The 16,782-nt window shown below is 45.7% G+C and carries 12 protein-coding genes; 6 read left to right on the top strand and 6 right to left on the bottom strand.

The window, feature by feature from the left end; all coding sequences use genetic code 11:
* Window positions 1-284: 284 nt before the first annotated feature.
* Genes HGH91_RS30445 through HGH91_RS30425 form a run of 5 tightly spaced genes read left to right on the top strand, consistent with a single transcriptional unit; the run spans window position 285 to window position 7,251 of the window.
* A complete protein-coding gene (locus HGH91_RS30445) occupies window positions 285-1,016 on the top strand; it encodes a DUF4397 domain-containing protein (protein WP_168743011.1) in 732 nt (243 codons plus the stop codon).
* Between the two features lie 40 nt (window positions 1,017-1,056).
* Entirely contained in the window at window positions 1,057-2,163 is a 1,107-nt protein-coding gene (locus HGH91_RS30440; protein WP_168743010.1) for an efflux RND transporter periplasmic adaptor subunit, read from the top strand.
* Window positions 2,164-2,189: 26 nt separating this feature from the next.
* On the top strand, window positions 2,190-5,288 hold the full coding sequence (locus HGH91_RS30435; RefSeq protein WP_168743009.1) for an efflux RND transporter permease subunit: 3,099 nt from the start codon (window positions 2,190-2,192) through the stop codon (window positions 5,286-5,288).
* A gap of 7 nt (window positions 5,289-5,295) precedes the next feature.
* Window positions 5,296-6,558, top strand: a complete 1,263-nt coding sequence (locus HGH91_RS30430; protein ID WP_168743008.1) for a TolC family protein — start codon at window positions 5,296-5,298, stop codon at window positions 6,556-6,558.
* A gap of 9 nt (window positions 6,559-6,567) precedes the next feature.
* Window positions 6,568-7,251 (top strand): outer membrane beta-barrel protein, encoded by a 684-nt coding sequence (locus HGH91_RS30425; protein ID WP_168743007.1) that lies wholly within the window; start codon window positions 6,568-6,570, stop codon window positions 7,249-7,251.
* A 259-nt stretch (window positions 7,252-7,510) separates the two neighbouring features.
* On the opposite strand, the gene HGH91_RS30420 is transcribed toward HGH91_RS30425, so the two are convergent.
* The 4 genes from HGH91_RS30420 to HGH91_RS30405 form a co-directional block, all read right to left on the bottom strand.
* The gene (locus HGH91_RS30420; protein WP_168743006.1) at window positions 7,511-8,392 is read right to left on the bottom strand and encodes an AraC family transcriptional regulator; all 882 of its coding nucleotides are present in this window, start codon (window positions 8,390-8,392) and stop codon (window positions 7,511-7,513) included.
* A 195-nt stretch (window positions 8,393-8,587) separates the two neighbouring features.
* Window positions 8,588-11,932 carry a SusC/RagA family TonB-linked outer membrane protein gene (locus HGH91_RS30415; protein ID WP_168743005.1) on the bottom strand — a complete coding sequence of 1,115 codons (3,345 nt, stop codon included), beginning with the start codon at window positions 11,930-11,932 and terminating at the stop codon, window positions 8,588-8,590.
* A gap of 68 nt (window positions 11,933-12,000) precedes the next feature.
* Window positions 12,001-13,140: a FecR family protein gene (locus HGH91_RS30410; RefSeq protein ID WP_168743004.1), complete on the bottom strand. Its 1,140-nt coding sequence runs from the start codon at window positions 13,138-13,140 to the stop codon at window positions 12,001-12,003.
* A 130-nt stretch (window positions 13,141-13,270) separates the two neighbouring features.
* Window positions 13,271-13,876: an RNA polymerase sigma factor gene (locus tag HGH91_RS30405; protein WP_168743003.1), complete on the bottom strand. Its 606-nt coding sequence runs from the start codon at window positions 13,874-13,876 to the stop codon at window positions 13,271-13,273.
* Window positions 13,877-14,180: 304 nt separating this feature from the next.
* Here HGH91_RS30405 and HGH91_RS30400 point away from each other — a divergent pair, with 304 nt between their 5' ends.
* Window positions 14,181-14,606, top strand: a complete 426-nt coding sequence (locus HGH91_RS30400; RefSeq protein ID WP_168743002.1) for a lipocalin family protein — start codon at window positions 14,181-14,183, stop codon at window positions 14,604-14,606.
* A 689-nt stretch (window positions 14,607-15,295) separates the two neighbouring features.
* On the opposite strand, the gene HGH91_RS30395 is transcribed toward HGH91_RS30400, so the two are convergent.
* Both HGH91_RS30395 and HGH91_RS30390 read right to left on the bottom strand, forming a co-directional pair.
* Complete coding sequence (locus HGH91_RS30395; RefSeq protein WP_168743001.1) at window positions 15,296-15,676, bottom strand: Hpt domain-containing protein; 381 nt, start codon at window positions 15,674-15,676, stop codon at window positions 15,296-15,298.
* Between the two features lie 223 nt (window positions 15,677-15,899).
* A complete protein-coding gene (locus tag HGH91_RS30390) occupies window positions 15,900-16,655 on the bottom strand; it encodes a DNA-binding response regulator (RefSeq protein ID WP_168743000.1) in 756 nt (251 codons plus the stop codon).
* Window positions 16,656-16,782 lie beyond the last annotated feature (127 nt).

The raw sequence follows: 16,782 nt of genomic DNA, 5'->3' as shown, positions 1-16,782 counted from the left end.
CTACTCATACAGTAATCTAACAATTAATACGGCATTAAAAATTGCATCTTGGAATAAACCAGAGCAAAATGAGCATAGTCGTACCAAAAAATAAAAGGGCGCCTCAATTATTTTTGAGACGCCCTCTATTCTCATTTGCATAAGATCCAGGGATACTTATAAAATAAAATGTTAAAGATCGGGTGTGCGCTCACAAAGGATAGGAAGATCATGCTCCTTCCTGTTTATAAAGCATGTAGTTCATCAGCATTACATATTTATCCGCAAACCAAAAATTAATGAAAATGAGAAAAACAACAAACGCATTAAAAGTAGTATCTGTATGTGTATTAGCTGGCCTATCAATAGTCGCCTGCAACAAGAAATCAGACAATACGCCCGATGTAGCAGTATCGTATCTGCAGGTGATACACGCCTCCCCCAAAACAGCAGAAGTAATGGTCAATGTAAACGAAAAGAAAACGCAGCAAAAAGTACAGTACCTGTCTGCGCAAAAACCATATACCATGCTGCAACCGGGCAAAGACCTTCCTATTAAATTAACGCTGGGAAACGATGTGGTAGCGGAAAGTAAATTTACCTTCGAAAATGCGGTGAGCTATAGCTTGTTCATATATGATACACTCAAGAATAACAAAGTAAAATTCATTGTGCTTAAAGACATGGTTAGCAACCCCGGCGCCACTAAAACAAATGTCCGTTTCCTTCACCTCTCGCCCAATACTACGCCGGTGGATATTGATGTATTCAAGGACAAAGACAGCACCAGGCTGGTAAAGGCCACTGCCTATATTGGTAATAATCCGGATGCCGCTGCGCTTGCACCCTTCAAAACCATTGCTGCCGGTACCTACCGGGTAAAAGTAAAAACCCAGGTTGGCGCAAGGACAGTCACCTTGTTGGATATCCCTTCGCTTCAGCTGGATGGGAAGAAAACAGTCACGCTATTTCTGAAAGGCCTTACCGACGGCAAAGCAGATGCTGCCACCGGTTTACAACTATGGTTGCATAGATAAAAGCCAGGCACCCGCACTCATGACTCTTAACAATGGCACAATGAAACATATACAGGCGTTATTTTATGGTACCTTACTCTTGGCATCATGTACACAACCCACTTCCCGGGCACCTGTCAAAAGCTGTGAACTACACGGCGATACCGTGATTGTATATCCACAATCCGGCCTGGCAAAAAAAATCCATGTTGATACCATCACCACGCAGCTGCTACGCCAGCAGATGCCGGCAGTGGGCCTGGTAAAACTGATTCCGAACAAGTTCGCGGAAATAGCGCCTACTTTTTCAGGCAGGATCATTTCCGCCTACCTGAAACTTGGCATGAACGTAACGCCGGGCACGCCGCTATTTGCCATGAGTTCACCGGATTTTATTACCGCACAGAAAGCATTTTTCCAGGCGAAAGAGCAACTGCTGCTGGCGGAGAAAAAACTGGCGCGACAGCGCAACTTAGTGGCAAACGGCGTAGGCATTCAGCGGGAATTGGAAGAGGCGCAAATGAATTATGACGTAGAAAAAAAAGAATATGAAAGCGCACGGCTAAGCATCCGGCTATTCAAGGCCAATCCCGATGAATTGATCCTGGGACAGCCCCTGATCATCTATTCCCCCATCGCTGGTGAAGTAGTAGAAAATAAAGTGGTAGTAGGCCAACTGGTAAAAAACGACGGCGCCAGTGTGGCCGCAGTAGCGGAACTGTCAAAGGTATGGGTGGCAGGTCACGTCAAAGAAAAAGACATGGGTGCTATTCGCCAGCTGAGTCAATCACAGATCACGATTGCCGCGCTGCCAGGTAAAATTATACGGGGAACCATCTTCCATATCAACGAACTGATCGAGGAAAGCTCCCGCAGCGTGGAAGTATTGATGGAGTGCGAAAATTCCGATCACGTGCTTAAACCGGGTATGTATGTGAACGTTAATTTTGAAAACACGCCGCAACCTACCATCCTGATTGCCCCCAAAGCATTACTGCAGCAAAGCAATACCTCCTTCGTATTCCGGCAGATCGCTGCTGGCAAATACGTACGCCAGCAGGTAGCAACAAACGGTGTCCTCGGCAACAAGGTGGTGGTAAAGTCGGGGCTTTCAAAAAACGATACCATCATCAGCGATGGCGCCTATTATCTACTGGACGCCAGGTAGCCATTACCTATTAATCTGAGAACAACATGATGAACCTGATTTATATAACCATCCGGAAGAGATGGTTACTGATAGGCTTTTTTATAATGCTGGCGCTGTTTGGCTACTATTCGTGGAAACAATTATCTATCGAAGCCTACCCGGATATTGCGGACGTAAGTGCCCAGATTATTACGCAGGTACCCGGGCTGGCAGCGGAGGAAATGGAACAACAAATTACCATCCCGGTAGAGCGGGTGCTGAATGGACTTCCCGGCATGAGCGTCATGCGCAGTAAAAGTACGTTTGGCTTATCTATCGTTACCGTGGTTTTCCAGGATGGTTACGAAGATTACTGGGCCAGGCAACGCATCAATGAAAGATTAAATGCACTGACGCTGCCCTATGGCGCCAAACCAGGCATGGATCCATTGACTTCCCCCATCGGGGAAATCTACCGGTATGTTATTGAAAGTAAAGGCCACGATCTGCGGGAGCTTACCGACCTGCAAAACTGGGTCATTGTACCACGCTTAAAGCAGGAAGCCGGGGTAACCAACGTCACCAATTTCGGCGGCATCACCACGCAATACCAGGTAGAACTGGACCCGGCGCGGTTAGAGCAATATCAGCTGTCGCTCAGCGATATCCAGGCAGCCATCGTTAATAACAATGCCAACGCCGGCGGCAGTATTCTCAACCAGGGCGATCTTGGCTACGTTATCCGCGGTATCGGACTGGTGAAAACACTGGAAGGACTTGGCGATCTTGTTATCAAAACCACCAACGGCGTTCCTATCCTGCTGAAAGATGTAGGTGAGCTCAGGTACGGTAACCTGGAACGAAAGAGCATCCTGGGCTTCACCGACCGGGAAGTGAACTACAATGAGAGCATCGAAGGAGTAGTACAATTACTAAAAGGGCAAAACCCTTCGTTGGTATTGCAGGGAGTCCACAATGCCATTGATGACCTCAACAATCACCTGCTGCCCGATGGCGTCCGGATCCGGCCCTATATGGATCGTACAGACCTGGTGAATACCACACTGAATACGGTTTCGCATACCTTGATAGAAGGCATGATGCTGGTCATCATCGTGCTCATCGTATTCCTTGGCAGCTGGCGTGGAGCGTTGATTGTAGCCATTACGATACCATTGGCTTTGCTGATTGCTTTTATATTGATGTACTTCACCAACATCCCGGCCAACCTGCTTTCCCTCGGCGCTATTGACTTTGGGATTATCGTAGACGGCGCTATTGTGATGATGGAAACGATCCTGAAAAAACGGGAAGAAAACGAGGCGGCGCCACTGGAAGAGCACTCCATCGCGCAACGGGCAGCGCTCGTTGGCAAGCCGGTATTATTTGCTACCATTATAATCATTACCGCTTACCTGCCTTTGTTTGCCTTTGAAAGAGTAGAACGAAAGCTGTTTACACCGATGGCCTTTACGGTGAGCTACGCCCTGGTAGGCGCATTGATAGTGGCAATGCTGCTAATACCTGGTCTCGCTTACAGCGTATACAGGAAGCCGCGCAAGCTATACCACAACAAATGGCTGGAAAAATTATCTGTCGCATACCTGGCCCGTATCAGGAAGATTATGCAGAAGCCCAAGAGGGTATTGTGGCCATTGGGCGCGGTGTTGATAAGCGCCGCCATACTTTCCGCTACCGTAGGCAAAGACTTTCTTCCCTCTTTAGATGAAGGCTCTATCTGGCTACAGGTGCAACTCCCCACGGGTATATCGCTGCAGAAGTCGAAAGAGATGAGTGACTCATTACGCATAGTGACCATGAAACACAGGGAGATCACCTATATGATGGTGCATGCCGGCAGAAATGACGATGGAACAGATCCCTGGTCGGCCTCCCATTTTGAATGTTCGATAGGACTCCGGCCTTATAAGGAATGGCCCAAAGGAAAAACCAAATCGGACCTCATTGAAGAACTGGTGGCCGACTATGCCGCAATGCCGGGTTACACGGTAGGATTTAGTCAACCCATGATCGATAATGTGATGGACCGGATATCAGGCGCCCATAGTGAATTAGTGGTAAAAGTATATGGGGACGACTTTACAGAAACCAGGCGGATAGCGCAACAGGTATTACAGACCCTCAAAAAAATAAAGGGTGCGGTAGATCTGTCCATCGACCAGGAGCCTCCGCTGCCACAGCTGCAAATTAAAATCGACAGGGCTGCTTTGGCACAATACGGGTTGAATGTGAGTACGGTGTCAGAGCTGATAGAAGTGGCCATTGGCGGCAAGCCGGTGTCCCAGCTTTTTACCGGTAATAAAGTATATGATATTACCTGCCGCTATAAAGAAGATAGCCGGAATACGCCGGAGAAAATTGCCAACCTGATGCTGGCATCCCCCACCGGCGCCAGGATTCCTTTGTCGCAGGTAGCTGCTATCAGCACCACTACTGGTGAGGGCACCATCACCCGGGAAATGAATAAAAGGCATTTAACGGTAAAGCTAAATCTCCGGAACGTGGACCTATCTTCTTTTATGGAACAGGCCAGGAGCAGTATTGAAAAAGACATCTCTTATGATCACGGGAAATACCGGATTGTATGGGGAGGGCAATTCGAGAATCAAAAGCGCGCCTATGCAAAACTCGCGGTGGTGGTACCGGTCACCTTGCTGTTTATGTTCTTCCTGTTATACGGTGCATTCGGTCGGTTCAGGCAGGCGGGGCTGATCCTGAGCATTGTTCCGCTGGCGCTGTTTGGCGGCATGCTGGCGCTCAACATCCGGGGTATGACGTTGAATGTATCTTCTGCAGTGGGCTTTATTGCCTTATTTGGCGTAGCTATTCAAAATGGGGTGATCATGATTTCCAATTTCAATGAACTGCGTATACAGGGAGCTACCTTATTGGAAGCGGTGATTGCCGGTGCGGCCAACAGGTTCCGGCCTATACTGATGACCGCTACCGTGGCCATTCTTGGCTTATTGCCTGCTTCGCTGGCCACCGGCATTGGCTCAGACGTGCAACGCCCGCTGGCTACCGTAGTAGTGTATGGATTGCTGGCCGCCACCGTCATCACGTTATTTGTTTTGCCGGCATTGTATTATCTGTCTGAAAGCAAATGGGGCGCTACAGACTATCAGCAAAAGGATGAAAAATAGTAAACAGATGGCTATCAGATATGGTAATATCCTGCTATTGCTTTTTTTAGCACTACAGGGAAATGCACAAACCAAAGATTCACTGATCTATCCCCGCTTCCTGGCGGACGTCACCAATAACAACCTGGCGTATGCAGCAGAGCGGTTCAACGTGAACCTCGCCACCGCAAGGGTTGCGGCGGCAAAGGTTTTCCCGGACCCCAGCCTGTCATTTGGCTGGGTGGATAACGGGCAGAAAAGAATGAAAATGGGGTATGGATTTAATACCTCTGTCAGCTGGTTGCTGGAGCTGGGCAATAAGCGGCAAGCGAGAAGTAGTGTAGCATTGAGTCAGCTGGAACTGACAAACCTCCTGCTGGAAAACTACTATCGTAACCTCCAGGCAGATGCCACGCTGGCCTACCTGCAAGCCATACTACAGGGAAACCTGCTTACCGTAACCCGGGAATCTTATCAAAGCATGTCGCTGTTTGCCCGTGCAGATAGTATCCGCTTTCAGCTGGGAGAAATAAAAGCAGTAGATGCCCGTCAGAGTAAACTGGAAGCCGCCAATATGCTGAATACGGTGTACCGGAATGAAGCCAGCTTTAAGGCCGCCTTATTACAACTAGGCATGCTGATGGGAAAATCATCGGATACGCTTTACTATCCTGCGGCTCTCAAATACAGCTTTGACCGGGAGTTTAACTTAAAAGATCTGATCAATGCCGCGATCAGCCACCGCGCGGATATCCTGGCGGCTGGCAAGGATAAAGAGGTAGCTCATAACCTGGTGAAACTGGCGCAGGCCAACCGGATGCCCGACCTGGGTTTGACACTGGGGATGGCACAAAACTCCGGCGCCACTAACGTTATCGCCCCTACGCCTTCTACCAATGTTATTTCTGCAGGCATTAGCATCCCATTGAAATTCTCCGGCAGGTCCAGGGCGGAGCTGCTATCGGCCCAATACAGCGCCGCCCAGGCTGCCGCCCGTTATCAGCAGGCGGCATTACAGGTACAAACCGACGTAGCTACCAGCTATTATAACTATCTCGCTGCCCGCAAACAGGTAAATCAATTTCACACCGGGATATTGGAAGATGCAGAAAAAGCACTGGCAGGTAAAATATACAGTTACCGGTCCGGCGACATCAACCTGCTGGAAGTATTGAATGCCCAACGTACCTACAACAGCCTGAAACAAAGCTATTACGAGGCATTGAACGGGTATGCCGCAGCACTGGTAGAAATGGAAAGAACAGCCGGTATCTGGGACATTAATTTATAAACAAATGATATGAAACATATTTTGATGATGATATTTTTCTTCGCGTTGCTCCTGCCTGTCTGCGCCCAGCAAGATAGCAGCGGATACCGGGAAGTATCATTTGGTATAAAGGCAGGGATGTCGGCCAGTTCGTTATATGGCAAGGACCTCCATTTATTGTCGGCCGGTAGCTACGTAAAACCTTTGCCGGGCATATTTGCCGGTATTACCGTACACACCAGGCTAGGCAAGTATTTTGGCATACAGTCGGAGTTATCAGTAGGGCAAAGCCGGGTGATGTTGCACCGGTCAGACAGCAACAGCCAACAGGTATATAACAGTCGCTTTAACAGTACTTACCTACTCATTGCCCCCATCACGCCTACGGCATACTTCCACGGGTTCCGGTTATCTGCTGGTCCTTATGTAAGTGGTTTGCTACATAGCAGTATAGAACGAAAAGGCCCTGATGGACAAATAACGGCAGATAAAAACATTTTCGGCACCGCTACTACTCCGGGAGGATTTCGCTACAAATTAGATGCGGGCATGGTGGTGCAGCTGCGCTATGAATGTAAAAACGGCTGGAATATAGGTGCTGGCTACTCCCGGGGATTTATACCGGTGATGGAAGATCCCCGCATGCAACATCAATGGAAAATATACAACCAACAGTTCAACCTTTTCCTGGGTTATCAATGGCGGAAAAGATAAACAGGGAAAACAAAGAGGCTGTCTCAAAAGTAATTTTTCCCCGATTTTATTCGGGTACCTGATGGAGAGAATTTTCGTTTACGCAATTCTCAGAGCCTTCAAATTACTTTTGAGATAGCCTCTTAATTCATTATCTATCCAGCGGCAATTATTTCCCATTGGTCATGTCTGCCATGGCTGTCATCTCATCTAATGCTTCCGCTTTCCCTACGTAGCCCGTATGCCTGAATTTGATTACGCCATCTGCAATATTGCACTATTAAACAGCAACGGAGTCCAAACGTACCCGGTATTGCTTTAAATAATCTCTTGGGGAAAGCCCTTTTACTTCCCTAAAGTGCTTATTAAAGTTCGACAAGCTATTATAACCACTGCTATAACAGGCTTCGGTTACATTGTGCCCACCTTTCATCAGTAATTTGGAAGCATGGTTGATCCGGACCTCCTTAATAATGTCGACAAGCGTTTTATTTGTGCGCTGCTTAAAAAAACGGCAAAAACTGCTTGTACACATAGGTATAATACCTGCTACTTCCTGCAGGGTAATATCGTTCCTGAAATTTTTATAGATATAGTCAAACACCTGGCTAATTTTCTGCCCTTCCGTCGAGGTTTCAACAAGATTAAAATAAGGCGACGCTAATAACCTGCTATCTTTGGAATGAGTCAATACACTCAAGAGCTGTATCATATAGGCCAGCCTCGCCAGTCCCTTTACGTTCAGCATTTGCTGCAGGATAAACCTGGCTTGCGTTATGGTGTCGCCGGAAAATACAATGCCTCTCCCTGCATTGTTAAACAACACTTGTAATTCTCTGGCCTCTGGCATTTCAAGCAGCCCCTCACCGATAAAATCCGGGGAAAAATGTACCACGTATGCCGTTGGCGTGCGTGTTGGATCCAGTACCTGTTGGTACTGCCAGCGATGTGGCAGTGAGCTGCCCAGCAATAATAGTTCAGGACCTTCAAAGTCATCAATATGATCCCCAATAAACCTTTTGCCAATACAGTTTTCGATCAATGCTATCTTAAAATTGAAATGGCATTTAAGTATATTATGCGTCTCCATCTCCGGTATCTCTGTATGTACAGTAAATGATTCATCTGCCGGGCATACAAAATTTTCGTATAAATGTGTCATTGATCAAAATTTAGATGCTAACGTTCATCAATAAAACAGCCACTCTTTTCCGGCCTGATCTGTCGCCGTCAAACAAGTATTCGTATTATATAAGACTGCTGGGAACTAAAAGTGGATACTGTGATAAGGCAATATTTTTAAAAAATGGTAGCGGAGTTGCTTCATATGAAGCAGGCAGCAAAGGGGATATTTTTTTCAGATACTAACATTCACTCCTATCATAAAATTCTGCATAATAGGATAGCTGGTGAAAGCGCTGAGTTCCGGATCGTAGAATCTAAATGCCGACCAATAAAAAAGGTTAGTGGCGGAAGCGAACACCTGTATCCTGGTAATACCCGTGCGTCTGAAAAGAGAAACGGGCAGCGCATATTCCAGGTTAACATACTTAAGACGGATAAAGTCTCCCGGGTAAGTATTAAAAGTAGATGCTTCCACATAGCCCCTTGCCCTTGGGTCGCCCCAGGCGAATAATTTGGGAGTGGAACCTTTGGTATTGGTTTCAGACCAGGCATCATCATGATAACGGGGGATCTTCCCACTTCCTCCAAAATTACGCCCCCACGGGTCGTTATAAGTTATTTTGAAACCGGCCAAACCTGAAAAGAGATAGGCCAGCGTGAATCCTTTATAAGTAAGGCTTCCAGAAAGCCCGAATGAAACCGGGGCAGCGGCGGGGCCCATATACTTCCCGATAATTGTTTTGTCATAAGCATCTATTTTACCGTCTGGCACTCCATTAGGGCCACTCAGGTCAGCGAAGTTCATCATACCTGGTTCAGGAACTGCGCCCCAAATCGTATAACCTGGCGAAAGCTTCTTTACATCGTCCGGACTCCGGAGAATACCTGTCGCTAAATATCCGGTCCCATAAGTTGACGTTTTGCCTTCAGGATTATCATAAAGTTGCGCGTTAGTGGCATGATCCTTCAGAATCGTTCTTGTGGTGGCCAGACCAAAAGTTCCCTTCACACTATAACTAAGTACCTGGGAGGGATTGCTGTAATAGCCCAACTCCATATCAATACCCTTTGCATTCCCAACACCATAATTGGATGCCGGCAGCATGCTGCCAAATTCCGCCGGTAATACCAGCAAGCGTTCTCCCAGGATGTCGTAGGTATGCTTCCGCCAGTATTCTATCACCAGGGATAAACGGCCACCGATCATCAATTCCACGCCCAGGTTATATATCCTGGATTTTTCCCAGGTAAGCGCAGTGGCTGGGAGCCCACCATAACTAAGCCTTGGCTGCGCTATACCAGGCGCCCCGAGGTAGTAGGTTCCACTCTCAATATTGTACTGATCAAGCCACTTCCAACCTCCAATACCATCATCTCCTATCGTACCGAAGGCTCCTTTTAATTTCAACCTATTGATAACCTTTGATAAAATAGAAGATCTGTACCAACGCTCTTCCGACATCAACCATCCTCCTGATACCGAGGGAAACCATCCCCATCGCTGATCCGGTGCAAATTTGATGGAACCATCCCGCCGTACAGAGGCGGAAAAGAAGTATTTTCCTCCATACTCATAGTTAAAGCGACCGATATAAGACAGGCGGGCATCCTGTTTTTCGTTTCCTCCAGTTTGCCAGTCGTCGGGCTTATTACTTGCGCCGAAGAACTGATCAACGGCGAAAAGAGGGAAGGTATTCCGGGCCATGGAAAAAGCACTGCTCTGAAATTCGTACTGCTCATAAACCGCCGTGACATTGACATAATGCTTTCCAAAATGACGGTCATAACTTATCTGGGTGTTGAACTGATAGGCGTCCGTTTTAGCATAACTGTTACCAATATATTCCTGCGCAGGGTCTCCACTTTTCTGGATTCCAACAATTTCATCTGTAATGATCAGATTGTTAGGGCCAGTTCTTTTGAAATTGTAGATCGTCTGTTTCTTGGCATAATTCTTATCGAAGGCATTATTCCCATTTCGGCTATAGGAGGCCCTCAGAGAAAGGCCTTGAATAACTGGTATATGATAGTCGACCGTTATCAGGGCATCCATCTGTTGGTTATTATGCTGCATGTAACCACCGTTTTTGATCATCTCCGGCAGATTACCCAGCCAGCCCGGGTTCACAGGCTTACCATTCATATAAGGAATGGAAAAAATATCGAAGTAAAGCAGTTTTCCCCAGAAGGCATTAAGGTCAGCACTATTATCATCCATAAAATTAAAACGGTTCTTTGTACCGTTGTTGTGCCCCAGGTTAAGCCCTACTGTAAAATCCTTATTCGGCTTGTAAGATACATTCGCCCTGAGATTATATCTTTTATACCATACTTTTGGAAGGAACCCGTTCTCATTATAAAAAGAACCGCCAAAAAAACAGGTGAATTTCTCATTTCCTCCCGAAACGCCAAATGAATATTTCTGATCAGCAGGGTGCTGATAAACGGCGTCATAGGCTGCCTCTCCACGAGGGTTGGCCTTCAAGGCCCAGGCTATTTCCTCATCGGAAATACCACCAACAACCGCCTGGGTTGTTTTCAGCGCTTTATACACATCCATATACGCTGGCAGGGAGCCTACACGCTGCCAGCCAGACACCGCGCTAAAGTCAATGGACATTTTGAATGGGCTGCCTTTTCTTGTAGTGACCAGGATAACGCCATTTGCCGACCGGGAACCATAGATAGCCGCCGATGCAGCATCCTTCAAAACAGACACCTGGTCTATCTCAATCGGGTCCAGCGCATCGAAACTGGTTTGATCCCTGATAATACCATCTATTACGATCAGTGGATCACTGGCATTCCAGGAAGCGGATGAACGCACGCGCAACGTGGAACCCGTTCCAGGCATACCAGTGCCCGTTCTCACATACATTCCCGCCAACATACCCGAAAAATTACCGGAAAGATTGGAGGCCGGTACCCTCACCATATCATCCATCTGAATAGTAGAAATGGAACCGGTAATAGCATCCTTTTTCTGGGCGCCGTAGCCAACAGCAACGAACTGCTCTATCGAAACAACATTCACTTTCATTGTCACATTCAACTCAGATCTGTTACCAACTCTTATTACCTCCGGTTTCATTCCCACAAACGTAAACGTAATAATATCATCTGGCATAATGCCTGACAACATATACTGACCATCGCTGTTCGTAATCGCGCCACTTTTTTTCCCGCTAACCGTTAGCGTAACCCCTGGCAAAGGTAATCCCGACGAATCCCCAACGACGCCACGTAAACTTCCCGTACTGTCTCTTTCTGAATGCGTAGTGGTACCCTTCTTCTTGACAAGGATTGTTTTATCAATTATTGTATAGGTAAATTCTTTATTGGGAAAACATAGTTTCAGCACTTTGTCGATAGCACTATTCTTTACATGCAAAGAAACCGGCTCATTTTCTTCGATCAGATCCTGATCACACAGAAAATAATACCCGGTTTGTTCCTGGAGTTGTAAAATAACTTTTTTGACGGGCATTTTATCCACAGACAAGGAAATTGCCTGCGAGAACCCTTTTGAGCTGACTAGTAAACAAGCTGTCAGCATCACAATTGCTGTCCATCTCATTACCTGAAAGATTTTGGTTAAGCTCCGTCGACCCACTAATGTACGGGCGATTACAGGCCCAATTTCACTTATTTATTATGAGAAGAGCTTACCAGCAGCCTTCTTCCCTTCATTTCACATTTCACATCCGCATCCTCAAGCACTTTTAACATAGCAGCCAATGGGGCCTTCCTGCTAAGTACCCCCCCAAACCTTCGTACCGGCATCTCTCCGCGGAATTCCACTTCAATGTCGTACCACCTGGCTATTTCAGTTGTAATTGTCTTTATGTCGGCATTGTCAAAATGGAATAAACCTTTTGTCCATGCAGTCACCATATCGGTATCTACCCGTTCTACCCTGAAAGTAGTGCTCCCGGAAGGCAGACTGGCCCGTTCACCCGGCGCCAACACTATATTGGTAGATGGAGTGTATACTTTAACCGCGCCATTTACAAGCGTGGCCTGGAATTTATTATCTTCCGGGTAAGCAGATATATTAAAACTGGTGCCCAACACAATTACCCGCGTGTCATTCACCCTAACGCTGAATGGTTGGGATGGTAACGGTGATACTTCAAAATAAGCTTCACCTGTTAACATTACCTCTCTATCCTTGCCTGAAAAACTGGTGGGGTAGTACAATGAAGAAGCAGCGTTCAACCATACTCTGGTACCATCGGAGAGCACAAGACTACATTGTCCTCCCCTTGGAGTGACCAATGTATGGTAAGATGGAGCGGTATTTCCCTGCATTGGAAGATAAGATAATTGCGAATTGTCTTTGCGAATACCGAGGTCAATTAATGAGGCAGTGTCATCAAGGGCTACCTCTTTCCCTCCAGGAAGCCGCAGCACCGTTTTGTTAATGCCCGGCCTATTCTCTTTCAACGCAACAGCGGGCGGCATTGTATGCGGATGTTTCTCTCTCCGCAGAAAAAAAACTGAACACAACAGCAACAGTACGGCCGCGGCTGCACTCCAAAAACGCCACCTGTATTTGTTTACAAACGGCCGGTCTATTTCATCCAGCTTTTCTTCAAGCCTGGCAGCAAACCTATCCAGATCAGGAAGCGTATCTGTATTATTATGCCCCATCGCATCCAGGGCTAAATGAAACTCATCTGTATTTCCCTGATCCAGCCAATCCCAAAGGGTATCCCATTCCTCTGCAGAAAGCCTTCCTTCTTTATATTTCCGAAGCAGCAAAATTAGTTCATCTTGTTCCATACCTGCCAGTAAACCGTTAAAGGATAATCATGATTGCCTTCCCATTTCGAATATTCAGGGCAACCGTATTCAGTGCCAATAGCTCTGTCCAATAATAAGACCATTGGAAATAAAAATTGGATACTGCCTTTTAAAAAAAACTTTCAGGGAGTAATAATCCCATTAAAAGCAAAATAAAAAACCAGCCTGCGTTGGATTTCAAATGTGATTTAATGAAATGTATGGATTCATAGAGGTGCTTCTTTACTGCTGCCCGGGATAAAGCGGTGGCTGCGGCTATTTCATCCAGCGACATTCCCTGCTGCGTACTCATCAGGAAAATTTCACGTTTTCTGGGAGTCAGCATAGCAATGGCTTGCTGACTTAATTCGTAGTACTGGTTAAATACCACCTGTTTTTCAACCAACTCATCTTCCAAATGTACATTTAGTGACGCATGTGCAGCTGTTTTGCGTCGGCGTGCCTCCTGTTTAATAATATCGTACAGTCGATTCTTCGCCATCCGGAAAATATAGCGCTCAAAAGAGTAAATACTTTCCACCGTTCTCCTTCTCTCCCAAATCTTCAAAAAACAATCCTGAACCACTTCTTCAGCATCTGTATGGTTTTCGCAGAAGAATTCAACAAAGCGATATAACCGAAGAAAATAGTGACGGTATAATATAGTATAAGCCAGTCTGCTGCCTGCCGCTACTTCTCTCAGTATCTCCTTCTCATTTTCCAGTGGATGGATCATATAATATTAAATTGCCTCCAATATTAAATATATTATAAAAAGACTCGTTCCTTCCTCCATTTGCATCGGACTTCAAACATGCACCTAAAAAATGGGAAATATCCTGTATAGTGGAATTCAATACTAAAGATCTGCATATTACAACATTCTAACTGGATATAAATTCACATTGAGCAATAGTATATTACCAACATCTTGCACAAGCTTCAGGATACCGCGCCTGGCTACCGGAAACCTACTTTCTGTGCAAGACAGGAAAAGGTGGAATAAAAATTGTTCCTAACCGAAATCTAAAATGAAAAATATGAAAACACAAACGTTAATCCTTGTAACAATTACATTTGCAGCTACGCTGGCAGCATGTAACAATGCAACCAAGCAAGACGAGAATCCGGCAACAACAAGTCCAGCGACTGCTGTAGCAACAGAACAACCGGCAACAGGTAATAAACTAGTAGGGAAATGGGTACAGCCAATCCCAGGTCAGGAGCCGGCCCAACAGGGTTTTCAATTAGATACAGGTGGAATCGCCCGCTCAATTAATATGCACACACTATTGTATGATAAATGGGAGTTAAGAGGTGATACACTGATCATGTGGAATCATACAACAGGCGTTAAGTCGGCGGGCCCGGGTATTGACACTACCATCATCAAACAGCTAACCGACTCTACGCTTGTGCTAAAAAATAGCAACAACGTGGAACTTAGCTACACACGCGGGAAATAACACCCCATCTCTGTCTACCCAAAGGCACGCTTAAACAGTCGAAAAAACTAGCTGGACTAAAAGTACCCGTTCCTGTTAGGTCGGCTAGTCTTTTTGGCTGTTTTAATTTTCGATGCTATTTTATCAAAAACAACCGTTTTATTTGCAGCTCTTTTTGTTAATAACTGACAGGATTGATTTTCTGCTGAAAGAGAAGTAGTCATTTCGCAAGGAAGGCCAGGATCATTATACTCCTGGCTTTCACGCTTTAACTGCATTACACCAGTTTTGCATACTGCATACTGCATCCTTATCAATAAAAAATTGAACACCTGCATTCTGGCAAAAGCGCCAATGACAGAAAGAGAAATGTACTACGTAGCGTAAATAATCTCATTTTCATTTTGGTGCTGGTAATAGTTAGAAAGGTATCACTGCAGCCCTATTTAAGTCAACTGTAGGATATGAATAAAAAACCCACAGATAGAAGATCTGCGGGTATTCCTAAGTAAACAATATGAATTCTATACGTAGCCTTATGCCTATTCCCGATCAAGACCTATTATAGCGAATATAAAAACACGTTAGCTTCATACGCCGGAAGTTATTATCTGATACACATCCGGTTATAATCCCTACGCAAAATTAATACAGGTATGTATACATCAGGGGGTAATATTATCCTGATTATTACACGTCTTCCTGTTCTTTCAATGTTTCTCCAACGTTATAAACGCCAACGTCAAACGGATAGCCTGGATCATATACTCCACCTCAGCGACGAGCTGCGCAAGTGAATCTGGGCTACCTCCGGTATTTTCGATCGACAATGCGGCACGCTCAAGTGTTAACAAACCGATATACCGCGCTATCCCCTGCATACGGTGACAAATATGTTTCAATAAATCCCCCTCATCCGCTGCGTCTATTCCGGTCAGCTGCTGCCATACTTTTATACCTTCAGCAAGGAACAGCTCAAGCATTTCCACAATCAACGGATCCTGCTCACCCGGGCTATCCAGATACCTCATTAAAATACTAATATCAAGCGGTTTAGCTACGTTGCCTGTCGTCGTTATCATTTGTTTCATTTACTACACCCGGTTACCGAATAGTGAAAGCCAGGCACTCTTCATTCTATTCACAAATTAAGCCAAGAATGCCAGCGGATAGAGATCCGCCGGTATTACGTTGTGATATTTATAAGTAGACAAAGTCTTGTGCTTTATTATTTGTCGCTTTTTAATGAAAGAAAACCTGGAAATATCCGCTCATCAGCCTTCACAAATGAACATCCGGTTACAAAGGGCTGTGCTACGCACGGTGAGGCTGATTAAATAATATGTTATTAGCAATCATATACGCCGTAGGCGATTGCCCAAAAAATTTCCTGAACTCCCTGCTAAAATACTTACGGTCGTTAAAACCTACTTCCCAGGCCACTTCGGATACATTTAAGCGTTTACCTTTCAACAGGTGAGCCGCCCGTTTTAAACGAAGTGATTTCATCAGCTCTCCCACCGTCATCCCTCCATGCATATTAAATTTCTTGTACAGTGCCGATCTGCTGATACCTACTACCCTGCATAAGTCGGGTACACTGAAACGCGCCAAATGCATATTTTCTTCTATTGCCTGTATCAACTGCGCCATAAAATCCGGGCTACCAACTGCACAAGACTGCGCATCTACGATAGACTTATCTTCGGTGTGATAGCTAAACGTCTTCCGCAACCGGAAAATATTATTAATGCATGACTGTAGCTTCTCGTTAGTCAATGGCTCGCATAACGATACGTCGGCATCAGTGTCAGTTAATAAAACAGCTGATAATAATATCAACGGTATGTGCCGGGTTCGGGGATCGGCTTTGAGCAACCGGCAAAAATTTCCATCTATACCACAAACCTCTGCCCCAAGAATAATCAGGTCAGGCGCTTCTTTTAATGCCATGCGCCAACCCTGAATCTCATTCCTGGCTTCCAGTTTAATAAATCGTTTACAAAGGCAGACAGATATATCAGCCCTCATTTCATGGCTCCCGATGATCAGAATTTTGCTCTCTTCCATATTTCACGACTACAATAAGACTCCTGCTTTAGCTGAGTCCGTCTCTAATAATTGACAGTAATAAGAGGGAAAGGCGCTGTCTACATGTTAGCTATGTTGCGTACCAGCCTCGTTCACTATAATGACG

Origin of the sequence: Chitinophaga eiseniae, from assembly GCF_012641265.1 — a bacterium.
Lineage (GTDB): Bacteria > Bacteroidota > Bacteroidia > Chitinophagales > Chitinophagaceae > Chitinophaga > Chitinophaga eiseniae_A.
The sequence above is the reverse complement of the archived record's forward strand: the minus strand, read 5'-3'. Positions and strand labels throughout refer to the sequence as shown.

Coding starts and splice junctions, on each gene's coding strand:
- HGH91_RS30405 (WP_168743003.1), bottom strand. CDS start 13,876: ATGATCCATCCACTGGAAAATGAGAAGGAGATACTGAGAGAAGTAGCG.
- HGH91_RS30420 (WP_168743006.1), bottom strand. CDS start 8,392: ATGACACATTTATACGAAAATTTTGTATGCCCGGCAGATGAATCATTT.
- HGH91_RS30435 (WP_168743009.1), top strand. CDS start 2,190: ATGATGAACCTGATTTATATAACCATCCGGAAGAGATGGTTACTGATA.
- HGH91_RS30440 (WP_168743010.1), top strand. CDS start 1,057: ATGAAACATATACAGGCGTTATTTTATGGTACCTTACTCTTGGCATCA.
- HGH91_RS30400 (WP_168743002.1), top strand. CDS start 14,181: ATGAAAACACAAACGTTAATCCTTGTAACAATTACATTTGCAGCTACG.
- HGH91_RS30390 (WP_168743000.1), bottom strand. CDS start 16,655: ATGGAAGAGAGCAAAATTCTGATCATCGGGAGCCATGAAATGAGGGCT.
- HGH91_RS30425 (WP_168743007.1), top strand. CDS start 6,568: ATGAAACATATTTTGATGATGATATTTTTCTTCGCGTTGCTCCTGCCT.
- HGH91_RS30415 (WP_168743005.1), bottom strand. CDS start 11,932: ATGAGATGGACAGCAATTGTGATGCTGACAGCTTGTTTACTAGTCAGC.
- HGH91_RS30395 (WP_168743001.1), bottom strand. CDS start 15,676: ATGAAACAAATGATAACGACGACAGGCAACGTAGCTAAACCGCTTGAT.
- HGH91_RS30430 (WP_168743008.1), top strand. CDS start 5,296: ATGGCTATCAGATATGGTAATATCCTGCTATTGCTTTTTTTAGCACTA.
- HGH91_RS30410 (WP_168743004.1), bottom strand. CDS start 13,140: ATGGAACAAGATGAACTAATTTTGCTGCTTCGGAAATATAAAGAAGGA.
- HGH91_RS30445 (WP_168743011.1), top strand. CDS start 285: ATGAGAAAAACAACAAACGCATTAAAAGTAGTATCTGTATGTGTATTA.